Origin of the sequence: Streptosporangium oxazolinicum (assembly GCF_039537505.1) — a bacterium.
Taxonomy (GTDB): Bacteria; Actinomycetota; Actinomycetes; order Streptosporangiales; family Streptosporangiaceae; genus Streptosporangium; species Streptosporangium oxazolinicum.
In genome coordinates this window covers 579700-605117 of record NZ_BAABAQ010000002.1, presented here as the reverse complement: position 1 = coordinate 605117, position 25418 = coordinate 579700, and the positions used below count along the sequence as shown (strand labels likewise).

At 72.1% G+C, this 25418-nt stretch carries 22 protein-coding genes; 17 read left to right on the top strand and 5 right to left on the bottom strand.

Annotation, left to right across the window (positions count from 1 at the left end):
* Nucleotides 1-11: 11 nt before the first annotated feature.
* Nucleotides 12-932, bottom strand: a complete 921-nt coding sequence (locus ABD817_RS07660) for a bifunctional helix-turn-helix transcriptional regulator/GNAT family N-acetyltransferase (RefSeq protein WP_344916441.1) — start codon at nt 930-932, stop codon at nt 12-14.
* A 154-nt stretch (nt 933-1086) separates the two neighbouring features.
* Here ABD817_RS07660 and ABD817_RS07655 point away from each other — a divergent pair, with 154 nt between their 5' ends.
* Nucleotides 1087-2058 carry a lactonase family protein gene (locus ABD817_RS07655; RefSeq protein WP_344916439.1) on the top strand — a complete coding sequence of 324 codons (972 nt, stop codon included), beginning with the start codon at nt 1087-1089 and terminating at the stop codon, nt 2056-2058.
* A gap of 244 nt (nt 2059-2302) precedes the next feature.
* Nucleotides 2303-3328 (top strand): 6-phosphofructokinase, encoded by a 1026-nt coding sequence (locus ABD817_RS07650; protein WP_344916437.1) that lies wholly within the window; start codon nt 2303-2305, stop codon nt 3326-3328.
* A 536-nt stretch (nt 3329-3864) separates the two neighbouring features.
* Here ABD817_RS07650 and ABD817_RS07645 read toward each other — a convergent pair.
* Nucleotides 3865-4722: an MHYT domain-containing protein gene (locus tag ABD817_RS07645; protein WP_344916435.1), complete on the bottom strand. Its 858-nt coding sequence runs from the start codon at nt 4720-4722 to the stop codon at nt 3865-3867.
* 78 nt (nt 4723-4800) lie between these two features.
* On the opposite strand from ABD817_RS07645, the gene macS reads away from it, so the two are divergent.
* From macS to thiI, 3 genes are all read left to right on the top strand, one after another.
* Entirely contained in the window at nt 4801-5919 is a 1119-nt protein-coding gene (gene macS, locus ABD817_RS07640; protein ID WP_344916433.1) for a MacS family sensor histidine kinase, read from the top strand.
* A gap of 196 nt (nt 5920-6115) precedes the next feature.
* Nucleotides 6116-6745, top strand: coding sequence for a response regulator (locus tag ABD817_RS07635; protein WP_344917236.1), 630 nt, complete (start codon nt 6116-6118; stop codon nt 6743-6745).
* A gap of 136 nt (nt 6746-6881) precedes the next feature.
* Nucleotides 6882-8084, top strand: a complete 1203-nt coding sequence (thiI, locus tag ABD817_RS07630) for a tRNA uracil 4-sulfurtransferase ThiI (RefSeq protein WP_344916430.1) — start codon at nt 6882-6884, stop codon at nt 8082-8084.
* A 37-nt stretch (nt 8085-8121) separates the two neighbouring features.
* Here thiI and aroF read toward each other — a convergent pair whose 3' ends face one another.
* The gene (gene aroF / locus ABD817_RS07625; protein ID WP_344916428.1) at nt 8122-9159 is read right to left on the bottom strand and encodes a 3-deoxy-7-phosphoheptulonate synthase; all 1038 of its coding nucleotides are present in this window, start codon (nt 9157-9159) and stop codon (nt 8122-8124) included.
* 350 nt (nt 9160-9509) lie between these two features.
* Here aroF and ABD817_RS07620 point away from each other — a divergent pair, with 350 nt between their 5' ends.
* The 3 genes from ABD817_RS07620 (at nt 9510) to ABD817_RS07610 (ending at nt 12306) form a co-directional block, all read left to right on the top strand.
* A complete protein-coding gene (locus tag ABD817_RS07620) occupies nt 9510-10151 on the top strand; it encodes a molybdopterin-dependent oxidoreductase (protein WP_344916426.1) in 642 nt (213 codons plus the stop codon).
* Nucleotides 10152-10199: 48 nt separating this feature from the next.
* Nucleotides 10200-11441 (top strand): histidine kinase, encoded by a 1242-nt coding sequence (locus ABD817_RS07615; RefSeq protein WP_344916424.1) that lies wholly within the window; start codon nt 10200-10202, stop codon nt 11439-11441.
* Nucleotides 11442-11517: 76 nt separating this feature from the next.
* On the top strand, nt 11518-12306 hold the full coding sequence (locus tag ABD817_RS07610) for a LytR/AlgR family response regulator transcription factor (protein ID WP_344916422.1): 789 nt from the start codon (nt 11518-11520) through the stop codon (nt 12304-12306).
* Between the two features lie 1073 nt (nt 12307-13379).
* Here the strand turns inward: ABD817_RS07610 and ABD817_RS07605 are convergent.
* On the bottom strand, nt 13380-14219 hold the full coding sequence (locus tag ABD817_RS07605) for a deoxyribonuclease IV (RefSeq protein WP_344916420.1): 840 nt from the start codon (nt 14217-14219) through the stop codon (nt 13380-13382).
* 405 nt (nt 14220-14624) lie between these two features.
* On the opposite strand from ABD817_RS07605, the gene ABD817_RS07600 reads away from it, so the two are divergent.
* The 9 genes from ABD817_RS07600 (at nt 14625) to alc (ending at nt 23402) form a co-directional block, all read left to right on the top strand.
* Nucleotides 14625-15281, top strand: a complete 657-nt coding sequence (locus ABD817_RS07600) for a 2-oxo-4-hydroxy-4-carboxy-5-ureidoimidazoline decarboxylase (RefSeq protein ID WP_344916418.1) — start codon at nt 14625-14627, stop codon at nt 15279-15281.
* A 112-nt stretch (nt 15282-15393) separates the two neighbouring features.
* Nucleotides 15394-15705: a hydroxyisourate hydrolase gene (gene uraH, locus ABD817_RS07595; RefSeq protein WP_344916416.1), complete on the top strand. Its 312-nt coding sequence runs from the start codon at nt 15394-15396 to the stop codon at nt 15703-15705.
* A 1-nt stretch (nt 15706) separates the two neighbouring features.
* Nucleotides 15707-16597, top strand: coding sequence for a factor-independent urate hydroxylase (pucL, locus tag ABD817_RS07590; protein ID WP_344916414.1), 891 nt, complete (start codon nt 15707-15709; stop codon nt 16595-16597).
* 5 nt (nt 16598-16602) lie between these two features.
* A complete protein-coding gene (locus ABD817_RS07585) occupies nt 16603-17478 on the top strand; it encodes an FAD binding domain-containing protein (protein WP_344916411.1) in 876 nt (291 codons plus the stop codon).
* Entirely contained in the window at nt 17478-17951 is a 474-nt protein-coding gene (locus tag ABD817_RS07580; protein WP_344916409.1) for a (2Fe-2S)-binding protein, read from the top strand. The genes ABD817_RS07585 and ABD817_RS07580 overlap by 1 nt, the downstream gene beginning before the upstream one ends.
* Nucleotides 17952-18131: 180 nt before the next feature.
* Entirely contained in the window at nt 18132-19517 is a 1386-nt protein-coding gene (locus ABD817_RS07575) for an 8-oxoguanine deaminase (protein WP_344916407.1), read from the top strand.
* Nucleotides 19518-19747: 230 nt separating this feature from the next.
* Nucleotides 19748-20989, top strand: a complete 1242-nt coding sequence (locus ABD817_RS07570) for a glycerate kinase (protein WP_344916405.1) — start codon at nt 19748-19750, stop codon at nt 20987-20989.
* A 24-nt stretch (nt 20990-21013) separates the two neighbouring features.
* Entirely contained in the window at nt 21014-22327 is a 1314-nt protein-coding gene (gene allB, locus ABD817_RS07565; RefSeq protein ID WP_344916403.1) for an allantoinase AllB, read from the top strand.
* Nucleotides 22328-22421: 94 nt separating this feature from the next.
* Nucleotides 22422-23402: an allantoicase gene (gene alc / locus ABD817_RS07560; protein ID WP_344916401.1), complete on the top strand. Its 981-nt coding sequence runs from the start codon at nt 22422-22424 to the stop codon at nt 23400-23402.
* A 28-nt stretch (nt 23403-23430) separates the two neighbouring features.
* Here the strand turns inward: alc and pknB are convergent, their stop codons facing one another.
* The gene (gene pknB / locus ABD817_RS07555) at nt 23431-25371 is read right to left on the bottom strand and encodes a Stk1 family PASTA domain-containing Ser/Thr kinase (protein ID WP_344916399.1); all 1941 of its coding nucleotides are present in this window, start codon (nt 25369-25371) and stop codon (nt 23431-23433) included.
* Nucleotides 25372-25418: the final 47 nt, after the last annotated feature.

Genomic DNA, 25418 nt, shown 5'->3' with positions numbered 1-25418 from the left:
AGATCACGGGCTTAGAGGTCGCGGGCCCAGATCTCCTCGACGAAACCCCTGTCGCGCCCGTCGCCCCCGCTCCGCTCCTTCTCGACCAGCTCGAAGCCCGCCGCCTGGTAGATGCGCCTGGCGCCCAGCAGCACGTCCCTGGTCCACAGCACCATCCGCCGGTATCCGGCGGCCCTGGCGAAACGCACGCACTCGTCCACGAGCCGGGTGCCGATCCCCATGCCGCGCGTGGACGGCTCGACCAGCAGCATCCGCAGCTGCGCGGTCTCGTCGTCCTTGCGCACGCAGAAGACGCACCCGGCGCGCTCGCCGTCCACCTCGGCGATCCAGCCCGCCTCGCGCCGGGGATCGTGGCCTTTCACGTAGTCGGCCACGATCCCGGCCACGGTCGCCTCGAAATCCATCCCCCAGCCCTGCTCCTGGCTGTAGAGCGTGCCGTGCCGGTAGACCACCCAGCCGAGGTCGCCGGGACGCGGCGGGCGGATGACGTACGGCCGCTCCCGCTTCGGCGCCCGGCCGAGGATCTCCTCGATCGTCGCCATGCTCGCGACCAGCCGCCCGCGGTCCTCGTCGGTCACCCCGGCGAGCAGCTCGCGTACCTCCTCCGCCGCGCGCTCGTCGAAGCCCGCGAACCTGGCCCTGCCCTCGGCGGTCAGCTCGACCACCTGCCGCCGCGCGTCGGCGGCGGACCGCTCGCGCACCACCAGCCCGTCCCCCTCGAACCTGCCGAGCATCCGGCTGAGGTATCCGGCGTCGAGGCCGAGCAGCCGCCGCAGATCGCCCGCCTCCATCCGGCCCGCCCGGTCCAGCTCGAACAGCACCCGCACCTCGGTCAGCGAGTAGGAGCTGTCCAGGACGCCCTGGTGGAGCAGGCCGATGAGCCTCGTGTAGAAGCGGTTGAAGGCGCGGACGTCCGCCACGTGTCTCTCCATGCTTGACAGCATCAACCAATTCGTTGACGTAGTCAATGAATTGACCGGCGTGGACCCCTGTGAGACCGGCGGTCGGCTGCGCTAGCTTCGCACTTTGGCCGAGAACGGATGACGAGCTGGGGGCGGCGCGGGCCGCACCCGTGGCGGGAGCATGATGGCTGAGGTCGCGTACATCGGTGGATACACCCCGGACACCGACGGGTCCGGTCCGGGGATCACCCTGGTCGAGCTGGGGAGCCTCGCGCGGCTCGGGGAGACGGCGGCCTCCGGCCCCTCCTTCCTCGCCGTCCATCCCACCCTCCCGGTCCTGTACGCGGTGGGGGAGAGCGAGCGCGGCACGATCGGCGTCTTCGCCCGCGCCGGGGACGGCACGCTGAGCCCGCTCGCGCAGCGGCCCAGCGAGGGATCGGCCCCCTGCCACCTGGCGGTGGACCCCACCGGCACGCGCCTCGCGGTGGCCAACTACGGCGACGGCACGGTCAGCGTGCACGGCATCGACGAATCCGGCCTCCTGACCGAGGCGTGGATCTTCCCCTACCGCGAGGGCGCCCACGCCCACCAGGCGGTCTTCGGCCCCGACGGGGTGCTGTACGTGAGCGACCTGGGCTGCGACGAGGTCCGCCGCTACCTGGTCGGGGACGAGGTGGTCCCGCACCCCGCAGGGCCGGTGCGGCTCGCGTCCGGCATGGGCCCCCGGCACATGGCCTGGTCGGACGGCCACTGGTACGTGGTGGGAGAGCTGGACGGCACCGTACGCGTCTACGAGGTCTCCGACTCCTTCGACTCCTCCGAGGGTGGGTGGCGCGAGATCGCCGTCGTCCCGGCGAGCGGGAGCGAGGGGCGCAACCAGCCCTCGCACCTGGAGGTCTCCGGCGGCCTCGTCTACGTCGCCAACCGGGGACCCGACACGATCTCGGTCTTCGCGGGCCCCGAACTGGAGCCGGTGACGGAGGTCCCCTGCGGCGGCGTCTGGCCGAGGCACTTCGCCGTCGCCGACGGCCACATGTACGTGGCCAACCAGCGCTCGGACGAGGTCACCGTGCTCCCGCTCAAGGGAGGCGTCCCGCGTCCCGCGGAGGAGGTCTTCGCGGTAGGCACCCCCTCCTGCGTGCTGCCCCTGCCGTAGTGTGCTCCCAGGGGCTTTTCCGAGGTCTCCGACCCGCCGCCGACGCGCGCGCCCGTCCCCGGGTCAACCGGGCCGCTCTTCCGTCGATCGCGGAAAACGACATGTTAGGACTACTAGCCTTGGTCTAGACCATTGGCTGCATCTGCGGGCAGAATGCGTTTCGTCGGTGGCGAAAATCCGTCGCCTGACCGACCGTGCCACTTAGTCTGGCCACCTTGCACCGAACTCACTACCGGAGGATGCCATGCGTATCGGAGTGCTCACCGGGGGCGGCGACTGCCCCGGCCTGAACGCCGTTATCCGCGCCGTTGTACGCAAGGGAGTGGGCGTTCACGGACATGAGTTCGTCGGGTTCCGCGACGGCTGGCGTGGCCCCCTTGAAGGCGACACCATGCCGCTTGACATCGAGGCCGTACGCGGAATCCTGCCGCGCGGCGGAACGATCCTGGGCTCGTCGCGGACCAACCCGATCAAGATCGACGGCGGCGTTGAGAAGATCAAGGAAAACCTCGCGAAGGGCGGGGTCGACGCGCTGATCGCGATCGGCGGCGAGGACACCCTCGGTGTGGCCAAGCAGCTCTTCGACAAGGGCGTGAAGGTCGTCGGCGTGCCCAAGACGATCGACAACGACCTCAACGCCACCGACTACACCTTCGGCTTCGACACGGCCGTCAACATCGCCGTCGAGGCGATCGACCGGCTGCACACCACGGCCGAGTCCCACCACCGCGCGCTGATCTGCGAGGTCATGGGCCGCCACGCGGGCTGGATCGCCCTGCACGCCGGAATGGCGGGCGGCGCCAACGTCATCCTCATCCCGGAGAAGCCCTTCGACATCGACAAGGTGTGCGCCTACGTCGAGTCCCGCTTCAAGACGAAGTACGCGCCGATCATCGTCGTGGCCGAGGGCGCGCACCCGGTCGAGGGCCAGATGGCTTTGCAGGCGGGCGAGCTCGACGCCTTCGGCCACGTGCGGCTCGGCGGCATCGGCGAGACCCTCGCCAAGGAGATCGAGAAGCGCACCGGCAAGGAGGCCCGCACCACCGTGCTCGGCCACATCCAGCGCGGCGGCACCCCCACGGCCTTCGACCGGGTGCTGGCCACCCGGTTCGGCCTGCAGGCCATCGACGCGGTGCAGGACGGCGACTTCGGCAAGATGGTCGCCCTCCAGGGCACCGACATCGTCCGGGTCGGCCTCGACGAGGCCACCAAGGAGCTGAAGACCGTGCCGGTCAGCCGCTACGAGGAGGCCGAGGTCTTCTTCGGCTGAGATCCACTGGGATCCGCCGAGAACTGCTGGGATCCCCTGAGAGACCCACTGGACCGACTGGGATCCGTTGGGATCCGCTGGGATCCGCCCCCGAGGCCCAGCCGGGGTGCCCCGCGGCGTTCCCCCTCGGGGAGCCGCGGGGATCGCCGCGAACGTGTCCTCGGGACGTTGCCGGGGAGTCTCCTGGGGAAGGCGTGCGAGCGTGCCGGGAGTCTCTCCGGGCACGCGCGTGAGCCGTTCCGCGAGGCGTCTCTTCGGGGCTCCGGTACGACGGGCTCCGGCACGACGGCAAGTATCTCCGGGGGCACACCGTCCAAGTGTTTCCAGGAACACCGGTGGCGTCTCCGGACGCGCTGGTGAGTGTGTTTCGGGCACACCGGTGGTGCCTCCAGGCACGCTGGTAAGTGTCTCCGGGCGTGCCTGTAAGTGTTCTGCAAGTGGCCTCCCCTAACCTCCCGGCAGGGCGGTCGCCCGCGATTCCCCTCCATGTACGGCTTGCGCCTTGATCAGGCACCAGCGGGGGCGCAAGCCGTACATCATCGCTTCCGGGCGTCGAACAGTGACGGACCCCTCGGCGCGGGAGCGGGTGGCGGGACGACAGGCTCCCGGAGCCGGTTCTCGTTGCGGCGGCTCTCCAGCTTGGCCAGCAGGGCGGCGTCGTTCTCCAACTCCCGCTCCGACGGCGACAGGATGACGACCAGCAGCAGGCCGAGGGTGAGCAGGCCCACCAGGACCAGCACGGGCAGCACGAAGTCGGCGCCCCTGGCCCCCTCCACCGGCGTCGGCGAGATCAGGGGCCGTACCTCAAGGGCGAACATGCCGGTGTAGTGCATGGCGCAGAACGCCAGGGCCATGATCAGCGCGGCGCCGCCGGTGGCGAGCGCGCCGCTGACCCGCAGGGTGAACCAGAGCGCCACCGTGGAGGCGGCGATCGCGATCAGCACCGAGATCCCGACCAGCAGCGGGTCGTAGGAGACCCGCGCCGATATGTTCATCGCGAACACGCCGAGATAGTGCATGCCCGCCACGCCGAGGCCGGTGAGCACGCCGCCCGACAGGAGGGAGAGCGGCCTCTCCCCCCACCGGGAGACCAGGAACAGGCCCGCGCCCACGGCGACGGCCGCCAGGACCGCCGAGCCGACCGTGAGCGGTACGTCGTAGCGGATCTGGCCACCGTCGACGGTGAAGCCCATCATGGCGACGAAGTGCATGACCCAGACGCCGGTGCCGCCGATGGACAGCGCCCCGCCCGCCAGTCGGCGGGCGCGCGCCACGCCCCCCGTCGCGCGGGCCCTGGCGGTGAGCAGGAGACCGAGCACGCACCCGACGCTCGACACGACGTAGGCCAGTACGGGCGTGAGCAGGCCGTAGGAGAAGTGATCTACGTGGGACATGTTCCAGTTTCTCGCGAGGGAAAAATCGGTGAATTATTGCAGCCCGTAGCCTTTCCGGGGAAAGGTATGGGCGATCGGGTGACGGGAATCGAAGGTTCGTTCTGGCGGGCGGTCGCGGTCTTCCGCGTCGCGTCCCTCGCGTACGCGGCGGTCCTGCTCATCCGCGCCGGGGGGTACGCCCACCCGGCGACCGGCTGGCTGGTGATCGGCGTCATGGCGCTGTGGACCGTGGCGACGATCTTCGCCTACTCCGTCGAGGAGCTCCGCGGCCGGCCGCTGCTCGCCGCAGACATGCTCGTGACCGTGGGCTGCCTGCTCGCCACCCCGGCCGTGCAGGGCGCCTACCAGCAGGGCAGCCTGCCGATCACCGGCACCTGGATGGGCGGGGCGGTCCTCGCCTGGGGGGTGTACGGCGGGCGGCGGCTGGGGGCCGTGGCCGCGCTGATCGTCTCGCTGGCCGACCTGTGGCTGCGCGGCGTCCCCTGGGGCGGCTTCGAGATGCTGCCGATCAACGGTACCGTCCTGCTCTTCCTCGCCGGGGTGGTCGTCGGGCACGTGGCCCGGCTGGCCAAGGAGGCCGAGGAGCGCATGCAGCGAGCGATCGAACTGGAGGCGGCCGGGCGGGAGCGGGAGCGGCTCGCCCGGGGGATCCACGACTCGGTGCTCCAGGTGCTGGCGCTGGTTCAGCGGCGTGGGCAGGAGATCGGCGGCGAGGCGGCCGAGCTGGGCAGGCTCGCCGGCGAGCAGGAGGCGGCCCTGCGCGAGCTGGTCAGGCTCAGGCCGGAGACGTCCGCCCTCGGCACCGCCGACCTGTGCGTCCTGCTGCACAGGTACGGTTCGGCCACGGTCACCGTCTCCGCCCCGGCGACCCCGCTGACCCTGCCCGCGGCCACCGCGGCCGAGATGGCCGCCGCGGTCGGGGCCGCCCTGGACAACGTCACCCGCCACTGCGGGGCGCGGGCGCCCGCGTGGGTCTTCGCCGAGGGTGACGGCGGGCTGGTCACCGTGACCGTCAGGGACGAGGGGCCCGGCATCGCGCCCGGACGCCTGGAGGAGGCCGCCGCCGACGGGCGGCTCGGCGTCGCGCAGTCCATCCGGGGCCGCATCGCCGACCTCGGCGGCACGGTCACCGTGATCTCGGGCCCCGGCCGGGGCACCGAGATCGAGATGTCGGTCCCGGCCGGTCAGGTCGGTTAAGCCGTGTCGTGGAGGTCGCCGGGGTCGCGGGGGCGCCGGGTCACTTCCCGCCTACGGGCGTCGCGTACGGGGCGCGGATGCACCGGGAGGCCGGGACACCGGATGCGCGGAAGGCGAGGGGCCGGGGCGGGGAAGCGGGGCGCGAGGAAGGCTGACCGGGCGGGGGGAACGGTTCTAAGGTTGGCCAATGCGCGTGATGGTGGTGGACGACCACCCGATGTGGAGGGACGGGGTGGCCAGGGATCTGGCCGAGGCCGGATACGAGGTCGTGGCCACGGTCGGGGAGGGGCGGCAGGCGGTCCGGGTGGCGGCGGCGGTCCGGCCCGAGCTGGTCGTGCTCGACCTGCAACTGCCCGACCTGCCGGGGGTCGAGGTGGCCAGGAGGCTGGCCGCGTCGGAGCCGCCGCCCCGGGTGCTGGTGCTGTCGGCCAGCGGTGAGCAGGAGGACGTCCTGGAGGCCATCAAAGCGGGCGCGTCCGGATATCTCCTGAAATCCGCGAGCAAGGAGGAGTTCCTCGACGCGGTCCGGCGCACCGCCGAGGGCGACGCGGTGTTCACCCCCGGCCTGGCGGGACTCGTCCTGGGGGAGTACCGCAGGCTCGCCGCCAGGCCCGCGCCCGAGGCGACGCCCCGCCTGACCGAGCGGGAGACCGAGGTGCTCCGCCTGGTCGCCAAGGGCCTGTCGTACAAGCAGATCGCCGAGCGTCTCGTGCTCTCCCACCGGACGGTGCAGAACCACGTCCAGAACACGCTGAACAAGCTCCAGCTCCACAATCGGGTGGAACTGGTCCGCTACGCGATCGAGCAGGGCCTCGACGGGTCGTAGGCGCGACTAAAGTGACAAGGTCGAGACGTTGTCTTTGCGTGGGCACACGAGAGACTTGACTGTGACTCCCCGGCGCCGGTTCTCCGGCGTCCTCATGACTCCCCGTTCCCCTCGAAGCTCCACCGGAGGTCGCACCATGACCATGTCCGCCTTGGGCGAGCCCTGCGTTCTGCTCAAACTGGGCGAGGTCGTCCTCAAGGGCAACAACCGCGAGCTCTTCGAGCGCAGGTTGCAGGCCAACATCAAGGCCGCCCTGAAGGACGTCGGCGTCAAGGTCGACGTACGGCAGCGCCACGGTGTCATCGCGCTCTTCCTGCCGGACGGCAGCGACGTCGAGATCGCCGACGCGGTCGCCGAGCGCGTCTCGTACGTCCCCGGCCTGGTCTGGGTCCACCGCGCCTGGCGGGTGGAGAAGGACCCCTCGATGATCACCAAGGCCGCCATCGAGCTGCTGGCCGACCGCGACGACGTCAGGCGCGGCGTCTCCTTCGCGGTCCGCTCCCGCCGCCGCGACAAGCGCTTCCCGCTCACCTCGATGCAGCTGGACCGCTCGGTCGGCGGCGAGCTCAACGACATCTACGGCCTGCCGGTCGACCTGAAGAGCCCCGAGCTGGTCGTCTCCATCGAGATCGACCGCGACGAGGCGTTCGTCTTCACCGGCGGGCAGCCGGGCCAGGGCGGGCTGCCGGTCGGCACCAGCGGCAGGGGCCTGGTGCTGATGTCCGGCGGCATCGACTCCCCGGTGGCCGCCTACCGGATGATGCGCCGTGGCCTGCGGGTCGACTTCCTGCACTTCTCCGGCATCCCCTTCACCACCTCCGAGTCCATCTACAAGGCGTACGCGCTGGTCAGGGCCCTCGACAAGTTCCAGGGCGGGTCCCGGCTGTGGGTCGTCCCCTTCGGCAAGGCCCAGCAGTCGATCAAGGCGTCGGGTCAGGAGCGCCTGGCGATCATCACCCAGCGGCGCCTGATGCTGAAGACCGGTGAGGAGGTCGCCCGCCGCCTGCGCGCCGGGGCACTGGTCACCGGCGACTCCCTGGGACAGGTCTCCTCGCAGACCCTGCAGAACATCACCGCCCAGGACGACGCCGTCGACATGCCGATCCTGCGCCCCCTCATCGGTCTCGACAAGACCGAGATCATGGCCGAGGCCCGCCGCATCGGCACCCTGGCGATCTCCGAGCTGCCGGACGAGGACTGCTGCACGCTCCTGGCCCCCCGCCGGGCCGAGACCGCCGCGAAGATCGTCGACCTGAAGAAGATCGAGCGCCGCCTCGACGCCGAGGAGCTCGCCGTCCAGCTGGCCGGGTCTCTGCAGGAGTACAGGCTCGACGCCTGAGGACCCCCTCGGGTACTCCCGAGGGGGCCGAGAGGTGTCAGGCGGGGGCGAGGAGGTCACCGGCGGCGACCTTGCCCAGCAGCGGCGGGAGGTGCTCCATCACCTGGGCGAGCTCGTCCAGGTCGCCGTCGACCAGCGCCTGGGGGCCGTCGCAGAGGGCCTGCTCGGGATGCGGGTGGACATCGATGATCACGCCGTCGGCGCCGACCGCGATGGCCGCGCGGGTGAGCGGCAGGACCAGGTCGCGGTGCCCGCCGGAGTGGGACGGGTCGACGATCACCGGCAGGTGCGACAGCCGCTGGGCGAGCGGCACCGCCGAGACGTCCAGGGTGTTGCGGGTCGCGGTCTCGAAGGTGCGGATGCCGCGCTCGCACAGCACGATGTCGAGGTTGCCGCGCTGGGCGACGTACTCGGCGGCCATCAGCCACTCCTCGATGGTGGCGCTCATCCCGCGCTTGAGCATCACCGGCTTGCCCGCCGCGCCGACGGCCTGCAGCAGCGCGAAGTTCTGCGCGTTACGGGTGCCGACCTGGAGCATGTCGGCGTAGGAGGCCACCAGCTCCACGTCGTTCGCGTCGACGACCTCGGTGACGACGGGGAGCCCGGTCCGCTCGCGTACGTCGGCGAGGATGCGCAGGCCCGCCTCGCCGAGCCCCTGGAAGGCGTACGGGGAGGTGCGGGGCTTGTAGGCGCCGCCGCGCAGCAGGGTGGCCCCGGCCGCCTTCGCCATCAGGGCGGCCTCCAGGGTCTGCTGAGGCGTCTCCACCGCGCACGGCCCGGCGATCAGGGTGACCGTGCCCGGCCCGATCGGCACGCCGCCGACGCGGACGGTGGACCGCTCGGGATGGTTGTCGCGGCTCACCAGCTTGTACGGCGCGCTCACCCGCATCACGTCGGCCACCCCCGGCATCCCCCGCAGGTCGAGGGTGGCCAGCTGGGCGATGTCGCCGACCAGGCCGATGATCGTGCGGCTCACGCCCCGGCTGACGAACGCCTCGCCGCCCGCCGCGTCGATGATCTCCACGATCGCCTCGACGTCCTCCCGCGTGGCGCCGGGACCCATGACGATGACCATTTCTCTCCCTCTCGATCACTCCGCCGGGGCCCGCCCGTCCCGGCGGGCCCCGTTGGTCTCTGTGGTGGTGACGTTCTCGACGAAGGCCGGGAAAAGCAGAAGGCCCCGGGTCCGAAAACCGGACCCGGGGCCTTCTGTTCGCCAGGCTGTCAGCGCAGCATCTGGAGGCGAACGGTCCGACCTGAGGGTCCGTCGCCATACCAAAACCAGAACGCGGTGCGCATAGCGGCAAATGATAGCGCACGGAGAGAACACGCCTTTCCGGTGACCCGGAGGCGGGCCGGGGAAGGGGGCTATGCGGTGGCCACCGAGAGGGCGGGAAAGCCACGGTGGCAGGATTACCCCGTGTCATGGGGGAAACGGCGAGGGGAGTGATGGTGGAGCAGCCCGAACCTTCGGAGGAGCCTCGCCTGCCCCCGGGCCAGTACGTCCCCCGGGGCAGGCCCGTCATCCACTACGGCCGGGTGCCCACGTTCCGTCCCGCGACCTGGCAGCTGCACGTCATGGGGGCGACCGCCTCGGGCGAGCAGCACCGCTTCACCTGGCCCCAGTTCTCCGAGCTGCCGCGCACCACGATCGTGGCCGACTTCCACTGCGTCACCAAGTTCTCGATCATGGGCAACGAGTGGAACGGGGTGTCCACGGCGACGCTGATGGAGATCGCCCCGCCCGCGCCCGGCGTGAGGCACGTGATGATCTGGGGCGAGTACGGCTACAGCGCCAACATCCGCATCGGCGACTTCACCCGCTCCCAGACGATGTTCGCGATGGAGTTCGACGAGAAGCCCATCTCCCCGGAGCGCGGCTTCCCGGTGCGGATGATCGTCCCGCACCTGTACGCCTGGAAGAGCGTCAAGTGGGTCCGCGCCGTGGAGTACCTACTGGAGGACAAACGGGGCTTCTGGGAGGAGCGCGGCTACCACAACATCGCCGACCCCTGGCGTGAGCAGCGCTACTCCTATCAGGAGGAAGCGGGCGAAGGTCCGCCGTGATCGGCGTTCGCCCCTGATCAGAGGGGTGGGTTGACTACCGTTTCCCGCATGTCGACCACCGGCTGGGTGCTGCTCTGCGCCTTCAGCACCCTCCTCGGATTCTTCCTGCCCCGCCCGCGCCGGGAGCACCCGGACCGTTCGGGGGGGCCGACGGACGAGGCCACCTTCCTAGCGTTGCACATCGCGGCGATGGCGGCCCCCTCGCTGCGGGCCGGGCTCACCCGCGAGTCCGCCCGCAAGGCGGTCCGCCACCTGCGCGCCCTGCTGGGCACCAGCGCCATCGCGGTCACCGGCACCGACGGCCTGCTCGCCTGGGACGGCGCGGCAGGCTGCCACCGCGACCACGTGCCCGAGCACGCCCGTGCCGTCCTCGCCTCGGCCCGCCCTCGTGTGGTGGCCGGAGACGAACTGACCTGCGACACGCCGGGCTGCGCCATCCGGGGCGGCGTCGTCGTACCGCTCACCGTCGACGGACGGGTGGTCGGCGCGCTCGCCGCGTACGACACCGTGGTGAGCGCGGCGCTGGCGCGGACCGTCATCGAGGTCGCCCGATGGGTCTCGGGGCAGCTGGAGCTGGCCGAGGTCGACTCCTCGCGGCGGCGGACGATGGAGGCCGAGATGCGGGTGCTGCGCGCCCAGATGTCCCCCCACTTCGTCTACAACGCGCTGACCACGATCGCTTCGTTCGTCCGCACCGACCCCGACCGGGCGCGGGAGCTGCTGGTCGAGTTCGCCGACTTCAACCGGTACGCGCTGCGCCGGGTCCGAGACTTCGCCACCCTCGCCGAGGAACTGCACTGCGTGGACCGCTACCTGCTCCTGGAACGTGCCAGGTTCGGCGACCGGCTCCACGTCACCCTCAGGGTCGCGCCGGAGGTGTTGTCGCTCTCCGTCCCCTTCCTCTGTCTGCAGCCCCTGGTGGAGAACGCCGTCAAGCACGGGGTGGCCGCGGCGGGACGTCGCGGCGAGGTCCGGGTGGTGGTCAGCGACGCCGGGCCCGAAGCCCACATCAGCGTGGAGGACGACGGCCTGGGCATGCCGCCCGAGCGGACCCGGCTGCTCCTCGACGGCGGCCCCCCTCGGGGGGAGCCGTACGGGGACTCACATGGCGACTCGTACGGGGACTCGTACGGGGATTCGTACGGAGGTGAGGAGGGCGGGATCGGGCTGGCCGGAGTCGACGTGCGGTTCCGCCAGATCTACGGCGAGGACTACGGCCTGGTCGTGGAGAGTGCCCCGAACGCGGGCACCACGGTGAGGCTCCGCGTCCCCAAGCCCCCTCGTCAGTAGCTATTTGTAGTCAAAGCATTACCTGAAGTTGTCATGAGGCTTGCGGCGGATGTGGTTCAGGGGGCAGCGTAGGGTCATGTTGCGAGTCCTGGCCGTTGACGACGAGGTCCCCGCTCTTGAGGAGATCGCCTATCTCCTCCGCCAGGACCCCCGTATCGAGCACGTCTCCACCGCCGTGGGCGGCGTCACCGCGCTCCAGGACATGGTCCAGATGATCGGCACGGGCGAGCGGCTGGACGGGGTCTTCCTCGACATCCGGATGCCCGGCCTCGACGGCCTCGACCTGGCCAGGCTCATCGCGGGCTTCCCCAACCCGCCCCGGCTGGTCTTCGTCACCGCCCACGAGGAGTGCGCGGTGCAGGCCTTCGAGCTGGAGGCGGTCGACTACCTGCTCAAGCCGATCAGGGCCGACCGGCTGGCGGAGACGGTACGGCGCCTGGAGTCCATGACACCCGCGGCGGCCGACCCCGTGCCCGAGGACGTCATCCCGGTCGAGCTCGCCGGGCGGACGAGGTTCGTGCCCCAGCAGGCCGTCTGGTTCGCCGAGGCGCAGGGCGACTACGTCCGGCTGCACACCGACGAGGGCAGCTACCTGGTCCGCATGCCGCTCGCCGCCCTGGAGCGGCGCTGGGCCGGTTCGGGGTTCATCAGGGTGCACCGCAGCACGCTGGTCTCGGTACGGCACGTGAGCGAGCTGCGTTTCGACGGCGGCCGGGTGACGCTCAGGGTGGGCACCGAGACGCTCCCGGTCAGCCGCCGCCACACCCGCCAGGTCCGTGAGCGGCTCATCCGCCAGTTCCGTGACCGTCCGGCCGTTCCCGGCGTGGTCCGGGCCAGGCCGCTGCCCTCCGCCGCCCTGCGGTAGCCGCCGCCGTCTTCTTCGCGGATCGCGTCCCGCCCGTTCTCCACTTTCTGGCCTTTGGGCTTCATGGGCCTCAGGGGGGTTCAGGGGTCGCAGAGGGCTCGTGGGCTCGTGGGCTCGTGGGCTCGTGCGGCGAGTCTGCCGGACTCGGATGGAAGCCCGTACGCGGCGGCGCCGCACGGCGGGGGTCTCCACCAGTCTGGTGCCGACCGGCGGGAGCCCGTACGCGGCGGCGCCGCGCGTGGTCATGGGCGGGCCCTTCGCTCCCTCGTGGCCGCACGAACCGCCGTACGAGACCCCTCGCCGCCCCTCGTCACCCACGGGTCTACGGCTCCCGTCTCCGTGCCCATACGCCCCCGTACGGCGATTCACGCCCGTGTGGACCCCGGCACGCCCGCCCCCGGCCGCCGGGTGTCCGGCCGTCGCCCCGGCCGTGGCCCGGGTGACGACCCGCGTCCTGGGCGCCCACCTGCCGTCGCCGGACCTCTGATCCTGGATCCCGTTCGTCGGCACGTCCTTCGTACGTCCCGCAGGGATTTCCCGCACCGGTGGTCACAGGGGCCTCATGAGCCCCTGATCGACCGTTCGTCGTCCGGCGACGGCCGTTCGTCGTGGCGGCACTCTCCGCACATCGACAACTACGAACCGTTAATCGCGCTGGGGGGAAAGCGCCGCTCACGCGTCTGGACGCGCCTCTAGTGTTCCCTCATCGGAGAGCGGGACCCGCCGCGTCAGGGGGGACAGAGCCGGAAGGTTCGCACAAGGTCTGACGCGCGGACGCCGGGTGACCGTTGAGAACCGGTGACATCCGGTCACTCGGCCGCCGGGTCCTTGGCCGGAAGGGGAGGGGCCGCCGATCTCCGATATGACGGGACGCCCGCGCTAGCCGACGGGCCGGACCGTGATCCGGCCACACGGGGGCGGTCGGATCACGAGGACGGGCGTCCCGTCCGACCTCGCGGATCCCGTTGACGCGGACCTCCCGGCCGGTGGACGGGTCGTCCCATCCGATCTCGTGGATTCTGGTGACGCGGCCCTCCTGGCCGATGGACGCCGGAGGGGGACCGGTCGTCGCGTCAGCCGTCGCGGAGTTTCTTGAGCACCTCGATGTCCTCGCGGTGCTTCTCGGCACCGCCCGGCGTCTCGATGCAGAACGGCACCCCCGCCACCGCGGGGTGGCGCATCATCTCGGCGAAGGAGGCGGCGCCGATGTGGCCGGAACCGATGTTCTCGTGCCGGTCCCTCCTGGAGGCGCACGGGTCCTTGGAATCGTTGGCGTGGACCAGCTTGAGCCGCCCCGGGGCGATCGCGTGCAGGGCGTCCAGGGTCTCCTTGACGCCCTCGGAGGTCGACAGGTCGTGCCCGGCGGAGAAGACGTGGCAGGTGTCGAAGCAGACGCCCGCCTTCGGGTGCCAGTCGAGGGCCTCCAGGTAGGGCTCCAGGTCCTGGACGGTCGCGCAGAGCACCCCGCCCTGCCCGGCCATCGACTCCAGCAGCAGGTCGGGCCCGTCGTCCGGGATCTCCTCCAGGAGCGGCAGGAGATGCTCGTGCAACTGGCGCAGGGCGGCGTCACGGGGCTGGCTCACCGCCGATCCCGTGTGGATGACCACTCCCTTCGCGCCGATCGCGTGGCCGCGCAGCAGGTTGTGCCGCACGGTGGCCACCGACTTCTCCAGCGTCTCGGGGCTGGGAGAACCCACGTTGACGAGGTAGGAGGCGTGTACGAAGGACAGCACGCCCGATTCGAGCAGCTTGGCGTCCTGGACGGGGTCGCCAGCGGCGAGCGCCCAGCCACGGGGGTTGCTGACGAACACCTGGATCATCTCGGCACCGATGTCCGCGGCATACCGCAGCCCGCCCTTGGCGAGGCCGCCGGTGACGGAGACGTGCCCGCCGATCGGAGAGAGTGAAGTCATAGTGCCACCATTTTAGGCGCCGCCCGGAGGGCCGCCCTGTCTGCGGCGATCGGTGTTCCTTGTCACCCGGCGTCACCCGGCGCCACCTACCCGTCGTCGTCCGGCGCCCGCGGACGGGTGGGCGGCTCGCGCGGGCAGGGCGGGGACGAGGGTCGTACGGGACGACCCGATGGTGCTCCTACGGGCGGCCCGGCCCGTTTCGCCGGGCCCGTAGCCGGTGATCGGTGACCTGTGACGGGCCGGATCCCGCGTCTCCGCGGGTCCTCCGGTCGTACGGTACGGGGACGAGCGGGCGCCGAAGATCAGCGATTTTGGAGCATGTTACGAAAATCTGGGGCAAATCATGGCTCAGTTTGCGGTTCGTGGCGCTGGACCGCGCGCACCGGCGGTGTGTGTACTGCTCACATGCCTAAGGTGAACTCCGCGCCGCCGGTCCGGGGACTGGCCGCGTTCAACGCGCTGGGCGCCGAGGAGGCCGAGACCGGGCTGCTGGCCTGCTGCGCCTGCCGGGCCTTCGCCCGGGAGATGGCCGCGTCGCGCCCCTACCGTGACCTCGACCGGCTGGCCGAGGTGGCGGAGGCCGCCGTGCTGGGGCTGGACTGGTCCGGCGTCAGCGAGGCGCTGGCCGCCCACCCCCGGATCGGCGAGCCGCCTCGCGCCGCGGAGTCGTCCCGCGAGGGCGGTCCGGTGGCGGGCTCCGCGCCGCACGGCCATTCGGGTCACCCGGAACCTGTGACGGGTTCCGAGCCCCCCGGCCGTTCGGAAATACACCCGGAGGGGCACTCGGAGAGGGAGGCGGCCTGGTCGCGCGGGGAGCAGGCGGGGGTCGGCACGGCCGGGCGGGAGGTCCTCGACCGGCTGGCGGAAGGCAACCGCGCCTACGAGCGGCGGTTCGGCCACATCTACCTGATCTGCGCCACCGGCCTGTCGGCCGAGGAGATGCTGGCCCGTCTCACCGAGCGGCTCGGCAACGACGAGGACACCGAGCGGGACGTCGTCAGGACCGAACTCGCGAAGATCACCCGTTTGCGGCTGGCGAAGCTCCTGGAGGCCGCGCCATGAGCCCCACATCTCCGGGAGCCGCCCGTGAGGCCCGCGTCTCCGGGAGCCATCACATGAGCCCCGCGCCTCCGGGAGCCGTCACGAACTCCGTACTCCTCGGGAAGGGGGCCGCGTGAGCCTGTCCACCCACGTGCTGGACGCCGCCCTGGGCAGGCCCGCGGCGGGGGTCGCCGTACGCCTGGAAAGGGACGGCCAGGTGCTCGCCGAGGGCGTCACCGACGCCGACGGGCGGATCGCGGGATGGACCTGCGGGGCGGGCGACCACCGCCTGGTCTTCGACACCGGCGGCTACTTCGCCTCCCGCGCCGTGGACGCCTTCTACCCCCGGGTCTCGATCGACTTCACGGTGACGGACCCCGGGGAGCACCACCACGTGCCCCTGCTGCTCAGCCCGTTCGCCTACTCGACGTACCGAGGGAGCTAGCATGCCCGTCGTTCTCGGCCCCAACCGCTACGGCAAGGCGGAGACCCGCCTGGTCCGCGTCGTCAGGGACGGCGGCGTCCACCACGTCAAGGACGTCACCGTCGGCTCGGCGCTGTCCGGCGACATGGAGGCGGTCCACCGCACCGGCGACAACGCCGCGGTCCTGCCGACCGACACGCAGAAGAACACCGTGTACGCCTTCGCCAGGAAGCACGGCGTGGCGGAGATCGAGGACTTCGCGATCCTGCTGGCCCGCCACTACGTGGAGTCGCAGCCGACCGTCCACCACGCCCGCGTGGAGATCGAGGAGTACTTCTGGGACCGCATCCCGGTGGCGGGGGAGGGCGGGGGGCACTCCTTCGTCCGCTCGGGAAGGGAGGTGCGCACCTGCGCCGTCCACCACGACCGGGACGGCACCACCACCGTGGTCTCCGGGCTGAGGGACCTGGTGGTGCTCAACTCGACCGACTCGGAGTTCTCCGGCTTCATCGAGGACGAGTACACCACCCTGCCCCCCACCAAGGACCGCGTCCTGGCCACCGCCGTCTCGGCCCGCTGGCGGCACCCGCCGGTGGCGGCCGGGCGGGGGACGGCGTACGGGGAGTCGTACGACGAGGTGCGCCGCCACCTGCTCGGGGCGTTCGCCGAGACCTACAGCCTGTCGCTGCAGCAGACGCTCTACGCGATGGGGGAGCGGGTCCTGAACGCCCGCGAGGAGGTCTGCGAGGTGCGCCTGGCGATGCCGAACAAGCACCACTTCCTGGTCGATCTCACCCCGTTCGGGCTGGACAACCCCAACGAGGTGTTCTACGCGGCCGACCGTCCGTACGGGCTGATCGAGGGCAGTGTGCTCCGCGACGACGCCCCCGACGCCCGCTTCGCCTGGGAGTGACGATCATGGATTTCCTGCGACCCGCCACGTGGGCGGAGGCACTGGCCGCCAAGGCGGACCGGCCGGAGGCGGTCCCCATCCAGGGCGGCACCGACATGATGGTCGAGCTCAACTTCGACGTGCGGCGGCCCGCCGCGCTGCTCGACCTGAACCGGGTCACCGAGCTCGCGGGGTGGAGCGAGGAGCCGGACGGCAGGCTCAGGGTCGGCGCGGGCGTGACGTACGCCCGGCTCATCGCCGAGCTGGGCGACCGGCTGCCGGGCCTGGCGCAGGCCTCCCGCACGGTCGGCTCGCCACAGATCCGCAACCGGGGCACCGTGGGGGGCAACCTCGGCGCGGCCTCGCCCGCCGGGGACAGCCACCCGCCGCTGCTGGCCGGGGACGCGGTCGTCGAGGTCGAGTCCGCGGCCAGGGGCGTGCGGATGATCCCGGCCGACGACTTCTACCTCGGGGTCAAGCGCAGCGCGCTGGAGGCCGACGAGCTGATCCGGGCGTTCCGGATGAGCCCCGCGAGCGGTCCCCAGTACTTCTCCAAGGTCGGCACCCGCAACGCCATGGTGATCGCGGTCTGCTCGTTCGCGATCGCGCTGCGCCCCGGCGAGCGCCGGGTCGGCACCGGCATCGGCTCGGCCGCCCCGACCCCCCGCCGCGCCGTCGCCGCAGAGGAGTTCCTCGCCGCCGAACTCGACTGGGAGGCCCGGCTCGACCCCTCGGTGCTCGGGCGTTTCGGGGAGCTGGCCGCCGAGGCCGCCTCGCCGATCGACGACGTGCGCGGCACCGCCGACTACCGGCGCCACGCCATCGCGGTGATGGCGCGGCGCACCCTCACCTGGGCGTGGAACGAGTTCCGCTCCGGACACTTCGAGAGGAGGGCCGGGTGATGCGTGTCACCTTCACCGTCAACGGCCGCACGGAGACCGCCGACGACGTCTGGGAGGGCGAGAGCCTCCTGTACGTCCTGCGCGAGCGGGTCGGCCTGCCGGGTTCCAAGAACGCGTGCGAGCAGGGCGAGTGCGGCTCCTGCACGGTCTATCTCGACGGGATCCCCGTCTGCGCGTGCCTGGTCGCGGCCGGGCAGGCCGAGGGACGCCAGGTCCGTACCGTCGAGGGGCTCGCCGACGGCGACCGGCTCGACCCGATCCAGGAGGCCTTCGTCGAGTGCGGTGCCGTCCAGTGTGGCTTCTGCACCCCCGGCCTCCTCGTCCAGGCCCATGACCTGATCGAACGGGTCGCGCGGCCGTCCGACGCGGAGATCCGCGAGGCCCTGGCGGGCAACCTGTGCCGGTGCACCGGCTACGAGAAGATCCTCGACGCCGTACGGCTCGCCGCGGCGCGGAAGGCGGGGGCCTCGTGAGCTCCGCCCCGATCGAGAACGTCCATGCGGAGGGTGGTCTCGTGGGCTCTCCCCTGATCGAGAACGTCGGAGCGGAAGGCGGTCTCGTGAACCCGTCCCCGATCGAGAACGTGTTCGCGCGGAAGGCGGCCCCGTGAGTTCCACCCCGATCGAGAACGCGTCCATGCGGAAGGCGGCCCGGTGAGTTCCATCCTGATCGAGAACGTCCACATCGCCCCGGTGGTGGGCCCGGAGATCCCCTCGGGGCACATCCACGTCGAGGGCGACAGGATCGCGGCCCTGGGCGCGGGCCCCGCGCCGGACGTCCCGGGAGCGGTCAGGATCGACGGCACCGGCTGCCTCGCCACCCCCGGACTGGTCAACACCCACCACCACCTCTACCAGTGGGCCTCCCAGGGGCTCGCCCAGGACGCCACCCTGTTCGAGTGGCTGACGGCGCTCTACCAGGTGTGGGCCGCGATGGACGCCGAGGTCGTCAGGGGCGCGGCGGGCGCGGGGCTGGGCTATCTGGCCCTGTCCGGTTGCACCACCTCCAGCGACCACCACTACATCTTCCCCTCCGGGCGCGGGGACCTGTTCGCCGCGGAGATCGAGGCGGCCCGGGAGGTCGGCCTCCGCTTCCACCCCGCCCGAGGCTCGATGGACCGGGGGAAGTCACAGGGCGGCCTGCCGCCGGACGTCGTGGTCGAGCGGCTCGACGACATCCTCGACGCGACGGCCGAGGCCGTCGACACCTACCACGACCCGTCCTTCTCCTCGATGCTCCGCGTCGCGGTCGCCCCCTGCTCGCCGTTCTCCGTCAGTGCCGACCTGATGACCGAGGCCGCCGCGCTGGCCAGGTCCAAGGGGGTGCGCCTGCACACCCACCTCGCCGAGACCCTCGACGAGGAGGAGCACTGCCTGCGGCAGGTCGGGCAGCGCCCGGTCGACTACATGGAGAAGCTCGGCTGGCTCGGCCCGGACGTGTGGTTCGCCCACGCCGTCCACCTGAGCGACGGGGACATCGACGTCTTCGCCCAGACCGGTACGGGGTCGGCGCACTGCCCCAGCTCCAACGGACGCCTCGGCGCCGGGATCGCCCGCGTCTCCGAGATGCTCCACCGGGGCGCGAACGTCGGCCTGGGGGTGGACGGCAGCGCCTCCGCCGAGCTGACCTCGCTCTCCGGCGAGATGCGGCAGGCCCTGCTGTTCCAGCGGGCCAGGTACGGGCCCACCGCGCTCACCGCCCGCCAGGCCCTGGAGATCGCCACCCTCGGCGGGGCGAGGAACCTGGGCCGCCAGGAGGAGCTCGGCTCCCTGGAGGCCGGGAAGCTCGCCGACATCGCCCTCTGGCGCACCGGGGCGTTCGCCTCCGCGGTCGCCGACCCGGTCTGCGCCCTGGTGTTCGGCACCCGGCAGCCCCCGCTGGCCCGGCTGCTGGTCGGCGGCGAGACCGTCGTCGAGGACGACGAGCTGCGTACCGTCGCCCAGGACGAACTCGGCCGCGCGGGAGGCGAGGCGCACCGCAGGCTCATGCGCCTGGCCGGGGAGCAGGGCTTCACGGCGGGCAAGGAGGTCGGAGGATAGGCGGGCCCGCCGACTTCGCCCCGTTGTGTCCTGCAATATCCCGTTACGCCGCTCGATGTCCCGCGACGCCTCCGGCCGCCCGGCGACGCCTCCGGGGAGGACCGGGCGTCGAGGGCGTACCGGGGTGGATGTGATGATGGTCCTCCGTCTCACCGGGATCCGGCACCCGCCCCCCGTCCGCTCGTACCGGCCGGGGACGCGTGCCCCCCATCCGTCACCAGGGAGCAGGGTTGTCTGAGTCGTCGGGACATGTCGTGATCGCCCCGGACAAGTTCAAGGGCTCGCTGACCGGCGCCGAGGTCGCCGCGCGGGTCGCGGCGGGCCTCGGGCCCGGCGTCGCCACGGTCGCGCTGCCGGTGGCCGACGGCGGTGACGGCACCGTGGACGCGGTCGTGGCCTGCGGGTTCACCCGCGTCGAGGTCGAGGTCACCGGCCCCGTCGGCGAACCGGTCCTCGCCTCCTACGCCTGGCGCGACGCCTCCTCGCAAAAGGACGCCCCTCCGGGAGGGGACGTGCCGACGGCGGTCGTCGAGCTGGCCGAGGCGTCCGGCCTGCGGCGACTGCCGGTCGCCTCCGGGCCCGCCGCCCCGGCGGGATCCCCCGCGCACGAGGGCGTCGAGCTGGCCCCGCTCACCGCGACCAGCCACGGCACCGGAGAGCTGATCGCCCACGCCGTACGGCGGGGGGCCCGGCGGGTCGTGCTCGGTCTCGGCGGCAGCGCCTGCACCGACGGCGGCGCGGGCATGATGCGGGCGCTCGGCGTCCGCTTCCTGGACGCCGGGGGACGGGAACTCCCCTTCGGGGGAGCGGCCCTCCGCGACCTGGAAAAAATCGATACATCCGGACTTATTGCGATTGATGGTGTCGAGTTCGTCGTCGCGGGCGACGTGGACAACCCGCTGCTCGGCCCGCACGGCGCCGCCGCCGTGTACGGACCGCAGAAGGGCGCGAGCCCCGACGACGTGAAGCTGCTCGACCGGGCCCTCGCCCGGCTCGCCGCCGTCGCCGCGCACACCCACGGCCTGGTCGGGGCCATCGAGCACGACGGCGTCGTCCGCTCGATGGGCGTGGCGGGGCGGCCGGGCGCGGGCGCCGCGGGGGGAGTGGGCTTCGCCGCGCTCGCCTTCCTGGCGGCCGACTTCCGTCCCGGCATCGACTATCTCCTGGAGCTGCTCGGCTTCCGCGACCGGCTTGAGGGCGCCCGCCTGGTCGTCACCGGTGAGGGCTCGCTCGACGAGCAGACGCTGCGCGGCAAGGCACCCGCCGGGGTCGCGAGCGCCGCCGCCAAGGCGGGGGTCCCGGTCGTCGCGGTCTGCGGGCGCCGCGGCCTCGGCGACGAGGAGCTGAACGCGGCGGGCATCACGGCCGCCTACGCGCTCACCGACATCGAGCCCGACCCGGCCGTGTGCATGTCCCAGGCGGGCCCGCTGCTGGAGCGGCTCGCCCGCACGGTCGCGGAAAGGCACCTCTGAGAAGCGGCGAGGAACGGAGAGCGGATGAGCGCAGGGGTTGAGGACGTACCGGATCTGGTCATCCGGTCTCTCCGGGCCGTGCTGCCCGGAGGGGAGGGACCGGCGGCGGTCGCCGTACGGGACGGGAGGATCGTCGGGGTGCACGCCCACGACGCCGAGCTGAACGCCGTCGAGTGGGTCGACCTCGGCGGCGTCGCGCTGCTGCCCGGCCTGGTCGACACCCACGTGCATGTCAACGAGCCCGGCCGCACCCACTGGGAGGGGTTCGCCTCCGCCACCCGGGCGGCCGCGGCGGGCGGGGTGACCACGATCGTGGACATGCCGCTCAACTCGCTGCCGCCGACGGTGACCGCGGACGCCCTCGCCGTGAAGCGGAGGGCCGCGGACGGGCAGTGCGCGGTGGACGTCGCCTTCTGGGGCGGGGCGATCCCCGGCAACGTCGGTGACCTGCGACCGCTGCACGAGGCGGGCGTGCGCGGGTTCAAGTGCTTCCTGTCCCCGTCGGGCGTGGAGGAGTTCCCGCCGCTGGACGCGGACGGGCTGCGGGCCGCCATGGTGGAGATCGCCTCCTTCGACGGCCTGCTGATCGTGCACGCCGAGGACCCCGCGCTGCTCGCCGACCCCGAGGGGCCGGGATATCCGGAGTTCCTCGACTCCCGGCCGGGGGAGGCCGAGCGCCGCGCCGTCGAACGGGTCGCCGCGCTGGCGGGGGAGACCGGGGTGCGGGCGCACATCCTGCACGTGTCGTCCGCATTGTGCCTGGAACCGCTGGCGAGAGCCCGGCGGGAGGGGGTCAGGCTCACCGCGGAGACCTGCCCGCACTACCTCACGCTGATGGCCGAGGAGGTGCCCGAGGGCGCCACCCAGTTCAAGTGCTGCCCGCCGATCCGCTCCTCGGCCAACCGCGACGAACTCTGGCGCGGCCTCGCCGACGGGATCCTCGGCTGCGTCGTCTCCGACCACTCGCCGTCCACCCCCGACCTGAAGGTGCCCGACTTCGCCGCCGCCTGGGGCGGGATCTCCTCCCTCCAACTCGGCCTGACCGCCGTCTGGACCGAGGCGGCCCGGCGCGGGCACGGCCTGGGCGACGTCGTCCGCTGGATGGCGGAACGCCCGGCCGAGCTGGCCGGGCTGCGCGGCAAGGGCGCCATCGCCGAGGGCGCGGACGCCGACCTGGTCGCCTTCGACGCCGACGCCGTCCACACCGTGGACGTCTCCGCCCTGCACCACAGGAACCCGGTCACGCCCTACCACGGCAGGACGCTGACGGGTGTGGTCCGCACGACGTGGCTGCGCGGCCGGGTCGCGGGGAAGGATCCCCGGGGCGCCCTCCTGTAGCGGCGTCCTCCTGTAGCACAGCCTCGCCAGGACGATCCCGGTCCGCCGGGCGCCCCGGCGGCCCGGCCGGTTCCTCGCGAGAAAGGCCCACCCCTTGACCGGATCAGCCGAACCAACCGAATCGACCGGATTCACCGCACTGCCCGACCTCGCCCTGCGTACCCTCGGCGGCTCGGTCGTCGCGGCCAACGACGAGTCCTTCGCCGAGCGGGAGAGCCTCATCAGGCCGGGCCGCCCCGGCTTCATGCCGCACACCTTCGGGGCCAAGGGCCAGGTCTACGACGGCTGGGAGACCCGCAGGCGGCGCGAGCCGGGCCACGACTGGGCGCTGGTCAGACTCGGCATGCCCGGGGTGGTGCGGGGCGTCGTGATCGACACCGCCTGGTTCAAGGGCAACTACCCGCCGTACGCCTCCGTCGAGGCCGCCGAGGTCGAGGGCTATCCGACGGTCGCCGAACTGGAGGCGGCCGACTGGGTGGAGATCGTTCCCAGGAGCGGCCTCAGGGGGGACGCCGAGCACCTCTTCCCGGTGTCCGGCGAGCGCCGCCACACGCACGTGCGGCTGAACATGTTCCCCGACGGGGGCATCGCCCGCCTGCGGGTGCACGGCGAGGTCAGGCCCGACCTGTCCCTGTACGAGGGGCTCGGCCTGGACCTGGCCGCCCTGGAGAACGGCGCCCTCGTCACCGCCTGCTCCAACGAGTTCTACTCCTCGCCCAACAACGTCATCTCCCCCGGCCTGGCCCGTCACCAGGCCGAAGGCTGGGAGACCGCCCGCCGCCGCGACGGCGGCAACGACTGGCTGGTGATCCGCCTGGCGGGCTCCGGCGTCGTCGGCCTCGTCGAGATCGACACCACGAACCTGGTGTTCAACGCCCCCGCAGAGGTCTCCGTCACGGGCACCGCGGACGGCACCACCTGGTTCCCGCTGCTGCCCAGGACCCGCCTGCTGCCCGACACCCGGCACCGCTTCCGCGTCCGGGACGCGCCCTCGGCCACGTACGCCAGGGTGGACATCTACCCCGACGGCGGCCTGGCCAGGGTCCGCCTGCACGGCTTCCTCACCGGGGGCTGACCCCCAGCCCCCCGCGCCGGAGGAGGGGTCAGTACCAGATGGTGACCTCGGTGCCGGGCGGGACCGTCTGGCCGCCCGACGGGATCTGGGCCAGGACCCTGCCCTTGCCCAGGGTGCGCTTCAGCTTCACCGTGACCCCCGCGGCGCGCAGCTCGTCTCTCGCCGCCCGGTAGTCCTTGAACACGATGTTCGGGACCACCACGACGTTGCCGCCGTTGTCGCCGGGCGGGATCTCACCCTCGCGCTCCCAGGGCCAGCGCCATTCGCTGTTGCACTGCGACAGGGTGAGCCGGACCACGGCGCCCCTGTCGATCTCGGCCTTGGGCTGCGGCTCCTGGGCGATGACGGTGCACGGCTGGGCGGAGTCGGTCTGCTCGACGAACTCGGGAGTGAAACCGGCCCCGCGCAGCACCCCGTCGGCCTGGTCGCGGGGCATGCCCCTGACGTCCGGCATGAGCAGACCCGCGCTCACGACCAGGTCGACCTTGCTGTTCTCCTTGACCGGGTTTCCCACGGCGGGGATGGTCCGCATCACCTGGCCGCGCGGCACGGTCTCGCTGGGCAGCTTCCTGATGTCGTCGACGAGGAGGGTGGACTCCGCCAGCTTGCTCCTGGCCTGCGGCTCGGTCATGCTCACCACGTTGGGCACCGCGACCCGCTTGGGCCCGGCCGAGGGGATGAGGATCAGCTTGCTCCCCGGCTCGGCCTCGGTGCCCGCCACCGGATCGGTGCGCAGCACGGTCCCCTTGGGAGCCTTCTCGTCGTGCTCGGCCTTGCCCGCCTCGACCGTGAAGCCGCGCTGCTTGGCCTCACCGGTGGCGGCCGTGACGTTCTTGCCCACCAGGGTGGCGGGCACCACGATGGAGGTGTTCTGCGAGAACAGCCAGCCGGTCACCCCCACCGCGATCACCATGACCACGGCCAGCCCGATCAGGAACCAGCGGGCACCGGACCTTCCGCGCGCCCTGGGGGCGGCCGCGTGGCGGTCGCCGGCCGGGCCGGTGAGCAGCTCGGCGCGGGGCTGGATCAGCGTGTGGTTGGCCGGGGCGGGAGGCGCGGGCGCCGCCGTCTCGTGGCCGTGCGGCGGGCCGACGGGGACGGACGGCACCGGGCCGCTGTCCCTGGGCAGCATCCGGTGCGCCTCGACGGCGGCGACCAGCAGCGCGGTGGCGTCCGCCGGGCGGTTCGCGGGGTCGCGGGCCGTCGCCCTGGCCACCAGGGTGTCGAGCAGCGGGGGAGAGCCGGGCAGCAGCGCCGAGGGCACGGGAACCGTGTCGTGCACGTGCCGGTAGGCCACCGACATCGGGGTCTCGCCCTCGTACGGCTGGCGGCCGGTCAGGAGCTCGAACAGCATGATGCCGGCCGCGTAGACGTCGCTGCGGGCGTCGGCGCCCCCGGCGGTCACCTGCTCGGGCGACATGTAGCCGATGGTGCCGATCATGACGCCGGTGCGCGTCTGGTTGCTCGCCTCGATCGCGCGGGCCAGGCCGAAGTCGACGACCTTGACCCGGCCGTCGTCGGCGAGCAGCACGTTCTCCGGTTTGACGTCCCGGTGGATCAGGCCGGACTGGTGGGCGGCGCCCAGCGCGGCGAGGACGGGGATCATGACCTCCAGCGCCTCGCGGGCGGGCAGCCTGCCCCGGGCGCGGAGCACGTCGCGCAGGGTCCGCCCCGGCACGTACTCCATCGAGAGGTAGACGTTGTCACCGTCCGTGCCCTGGTCGAACACGTGCACCACGTTGGGGTGCGACAGGCTCGCCACCGACTTGGCCTCGCCGATGAAGCGCCGCACGAAGGCGGGGTCCTCGGCGAGCGAACGGTGCATCACCTTGACGGCGACCGTGCGGTCGAGCCGGACGTCCAGGGCCAGATAGACGGTCGCCATTCCGCCCCGGGCGATCCGGGACTCGACGCGGTAACGCCCGTCGAGGAGTTTCCCGACCAGGGGGTCCGTAAGCGTCGTGTCCACGTGGCCGAGTTTACGGGCGATTTGGCGCCGACAGGATCCCCGAATCC

What these genes read in the sequence shown, in the direction of transcription:
- aroF (WP_344916428.1), bottom strand. Translation starts at nt 9,159, where the DNA reads ATGGTCATCGTCATGGGTCCCGGCGCCACGCGGGAGGACGTCGAGGCG.
- ABD817_RS07600 (WP_344916418.1), top strand. Translation starts at nt 14,625, where the DNA reads ATGCCTAAGGTGAACTCCGCGCCGCCGGTCCGGGGACTGGCCGCGTTC.
- ABD817_RS07645 (WP_344916435.1), bottom strand. Translation starts at nt 4,722, where the DNA reads ATGTCCCACGTAGATCACTTCTCCTACGGCCTGCTCACGCCCGTACTG.
- ABD817_RS07655 (WP_344916439.1), top strand. Translation starts at nt 1,087, where the DNA reads ATGGCTGAGGTCGCGTACATCGGTGGATACACCCCGGACACCGACGGG.
- pucL (WP_344916414.1), top strand. Translation starts at nt 15,707, where the DNA reads ATGCCCGTCGTTCTCGGCCCCAACCGCTACGGCAAGGCGGAGACCCGC.
- ABD817_RS07620 (WP_344916426.1), top strand. Translation starts at nt 9,510, where the DNA reads ATGGGGGAAACGGCGAGGGGAGTGATGGTGGAGCAGCCCGAACCTTCG.
- ABD817_RS07605 (WP_344916420.1), bottom strand. Translation starts at nt 14,219, where the DNA reads ATGACTTCACTCTCTCCGATCGGCGGGCACGTCTCCGTCACCGGCGGC.
- ABD817_RS07610 (WP_344916422.1), top strand. Translation starts at nt 11,518, where the DNA reads ATGTTGCGAGTCCTGGCCGTTGACGACGAGGTCCCCGCTCTTGAGGAG.
- thiI (WP_344916430.1), top strand. Translation starts at nt 6,882, where the DNA reads ATGACCATGTCCGCCTTGGGCGAGCCCTGCGTTCTGCTCAAACTGGGC.
- ABD817_RS07650 (WP_344916437.1), top strand. Translation starts at nt 2,303, where the DNA reads ATGCGTATCGGAGTGCTCACCGGGGGCGGCGACTGCCCCGGCCTGAAC.
- ABD817_RS07635 (WP_344917236.1), top strand. Translation starts at nt 6,116, where the DNA reads ATGGTGGTGGACGACCACCCGATGTGGAGGGACGGGGTGGCCAGGGAT.
- ABD817_RS07585 (WP_344916411.1), top strand. Translation starts at nt 16,603, where the DNA reads ATGGATTTCCTGCGACCCGCCACGTGGGCGGAGGCACTGGCCGCCAAG.
- allB (WP_344916403.1), top strand. Translation starts at nt 21,014, where the DNA reads ATGAGCGCAGGGGTTGAGGACGTACCGGATCTGGTCATCCGGTCTCTC.
- ABD817_RS07580 (WP_344916409.1), top strand. Translation starts at nt 17,478, where the DNA reads ATGCGTGTCACCTTCACCGTCAACGGCCGCACGGAGACCGCCGACGAC.
- ABD817_RS07615 (WP_344916424.1), top strand. Translation starts at nt 10,200, where the DNA reads ATGTCGACCACCGGCTGGGTGCTGCTCTGCGCCTTCAGCACCCTCCTC.
- ABD817_RS07660 (WP_344916441.1), bottom strand. Translation starts at nt 932, where the DNA reads ATGGAGAGACACGTGGCGGACGTCCGCGCCTTCAACCGCTTCTACACG.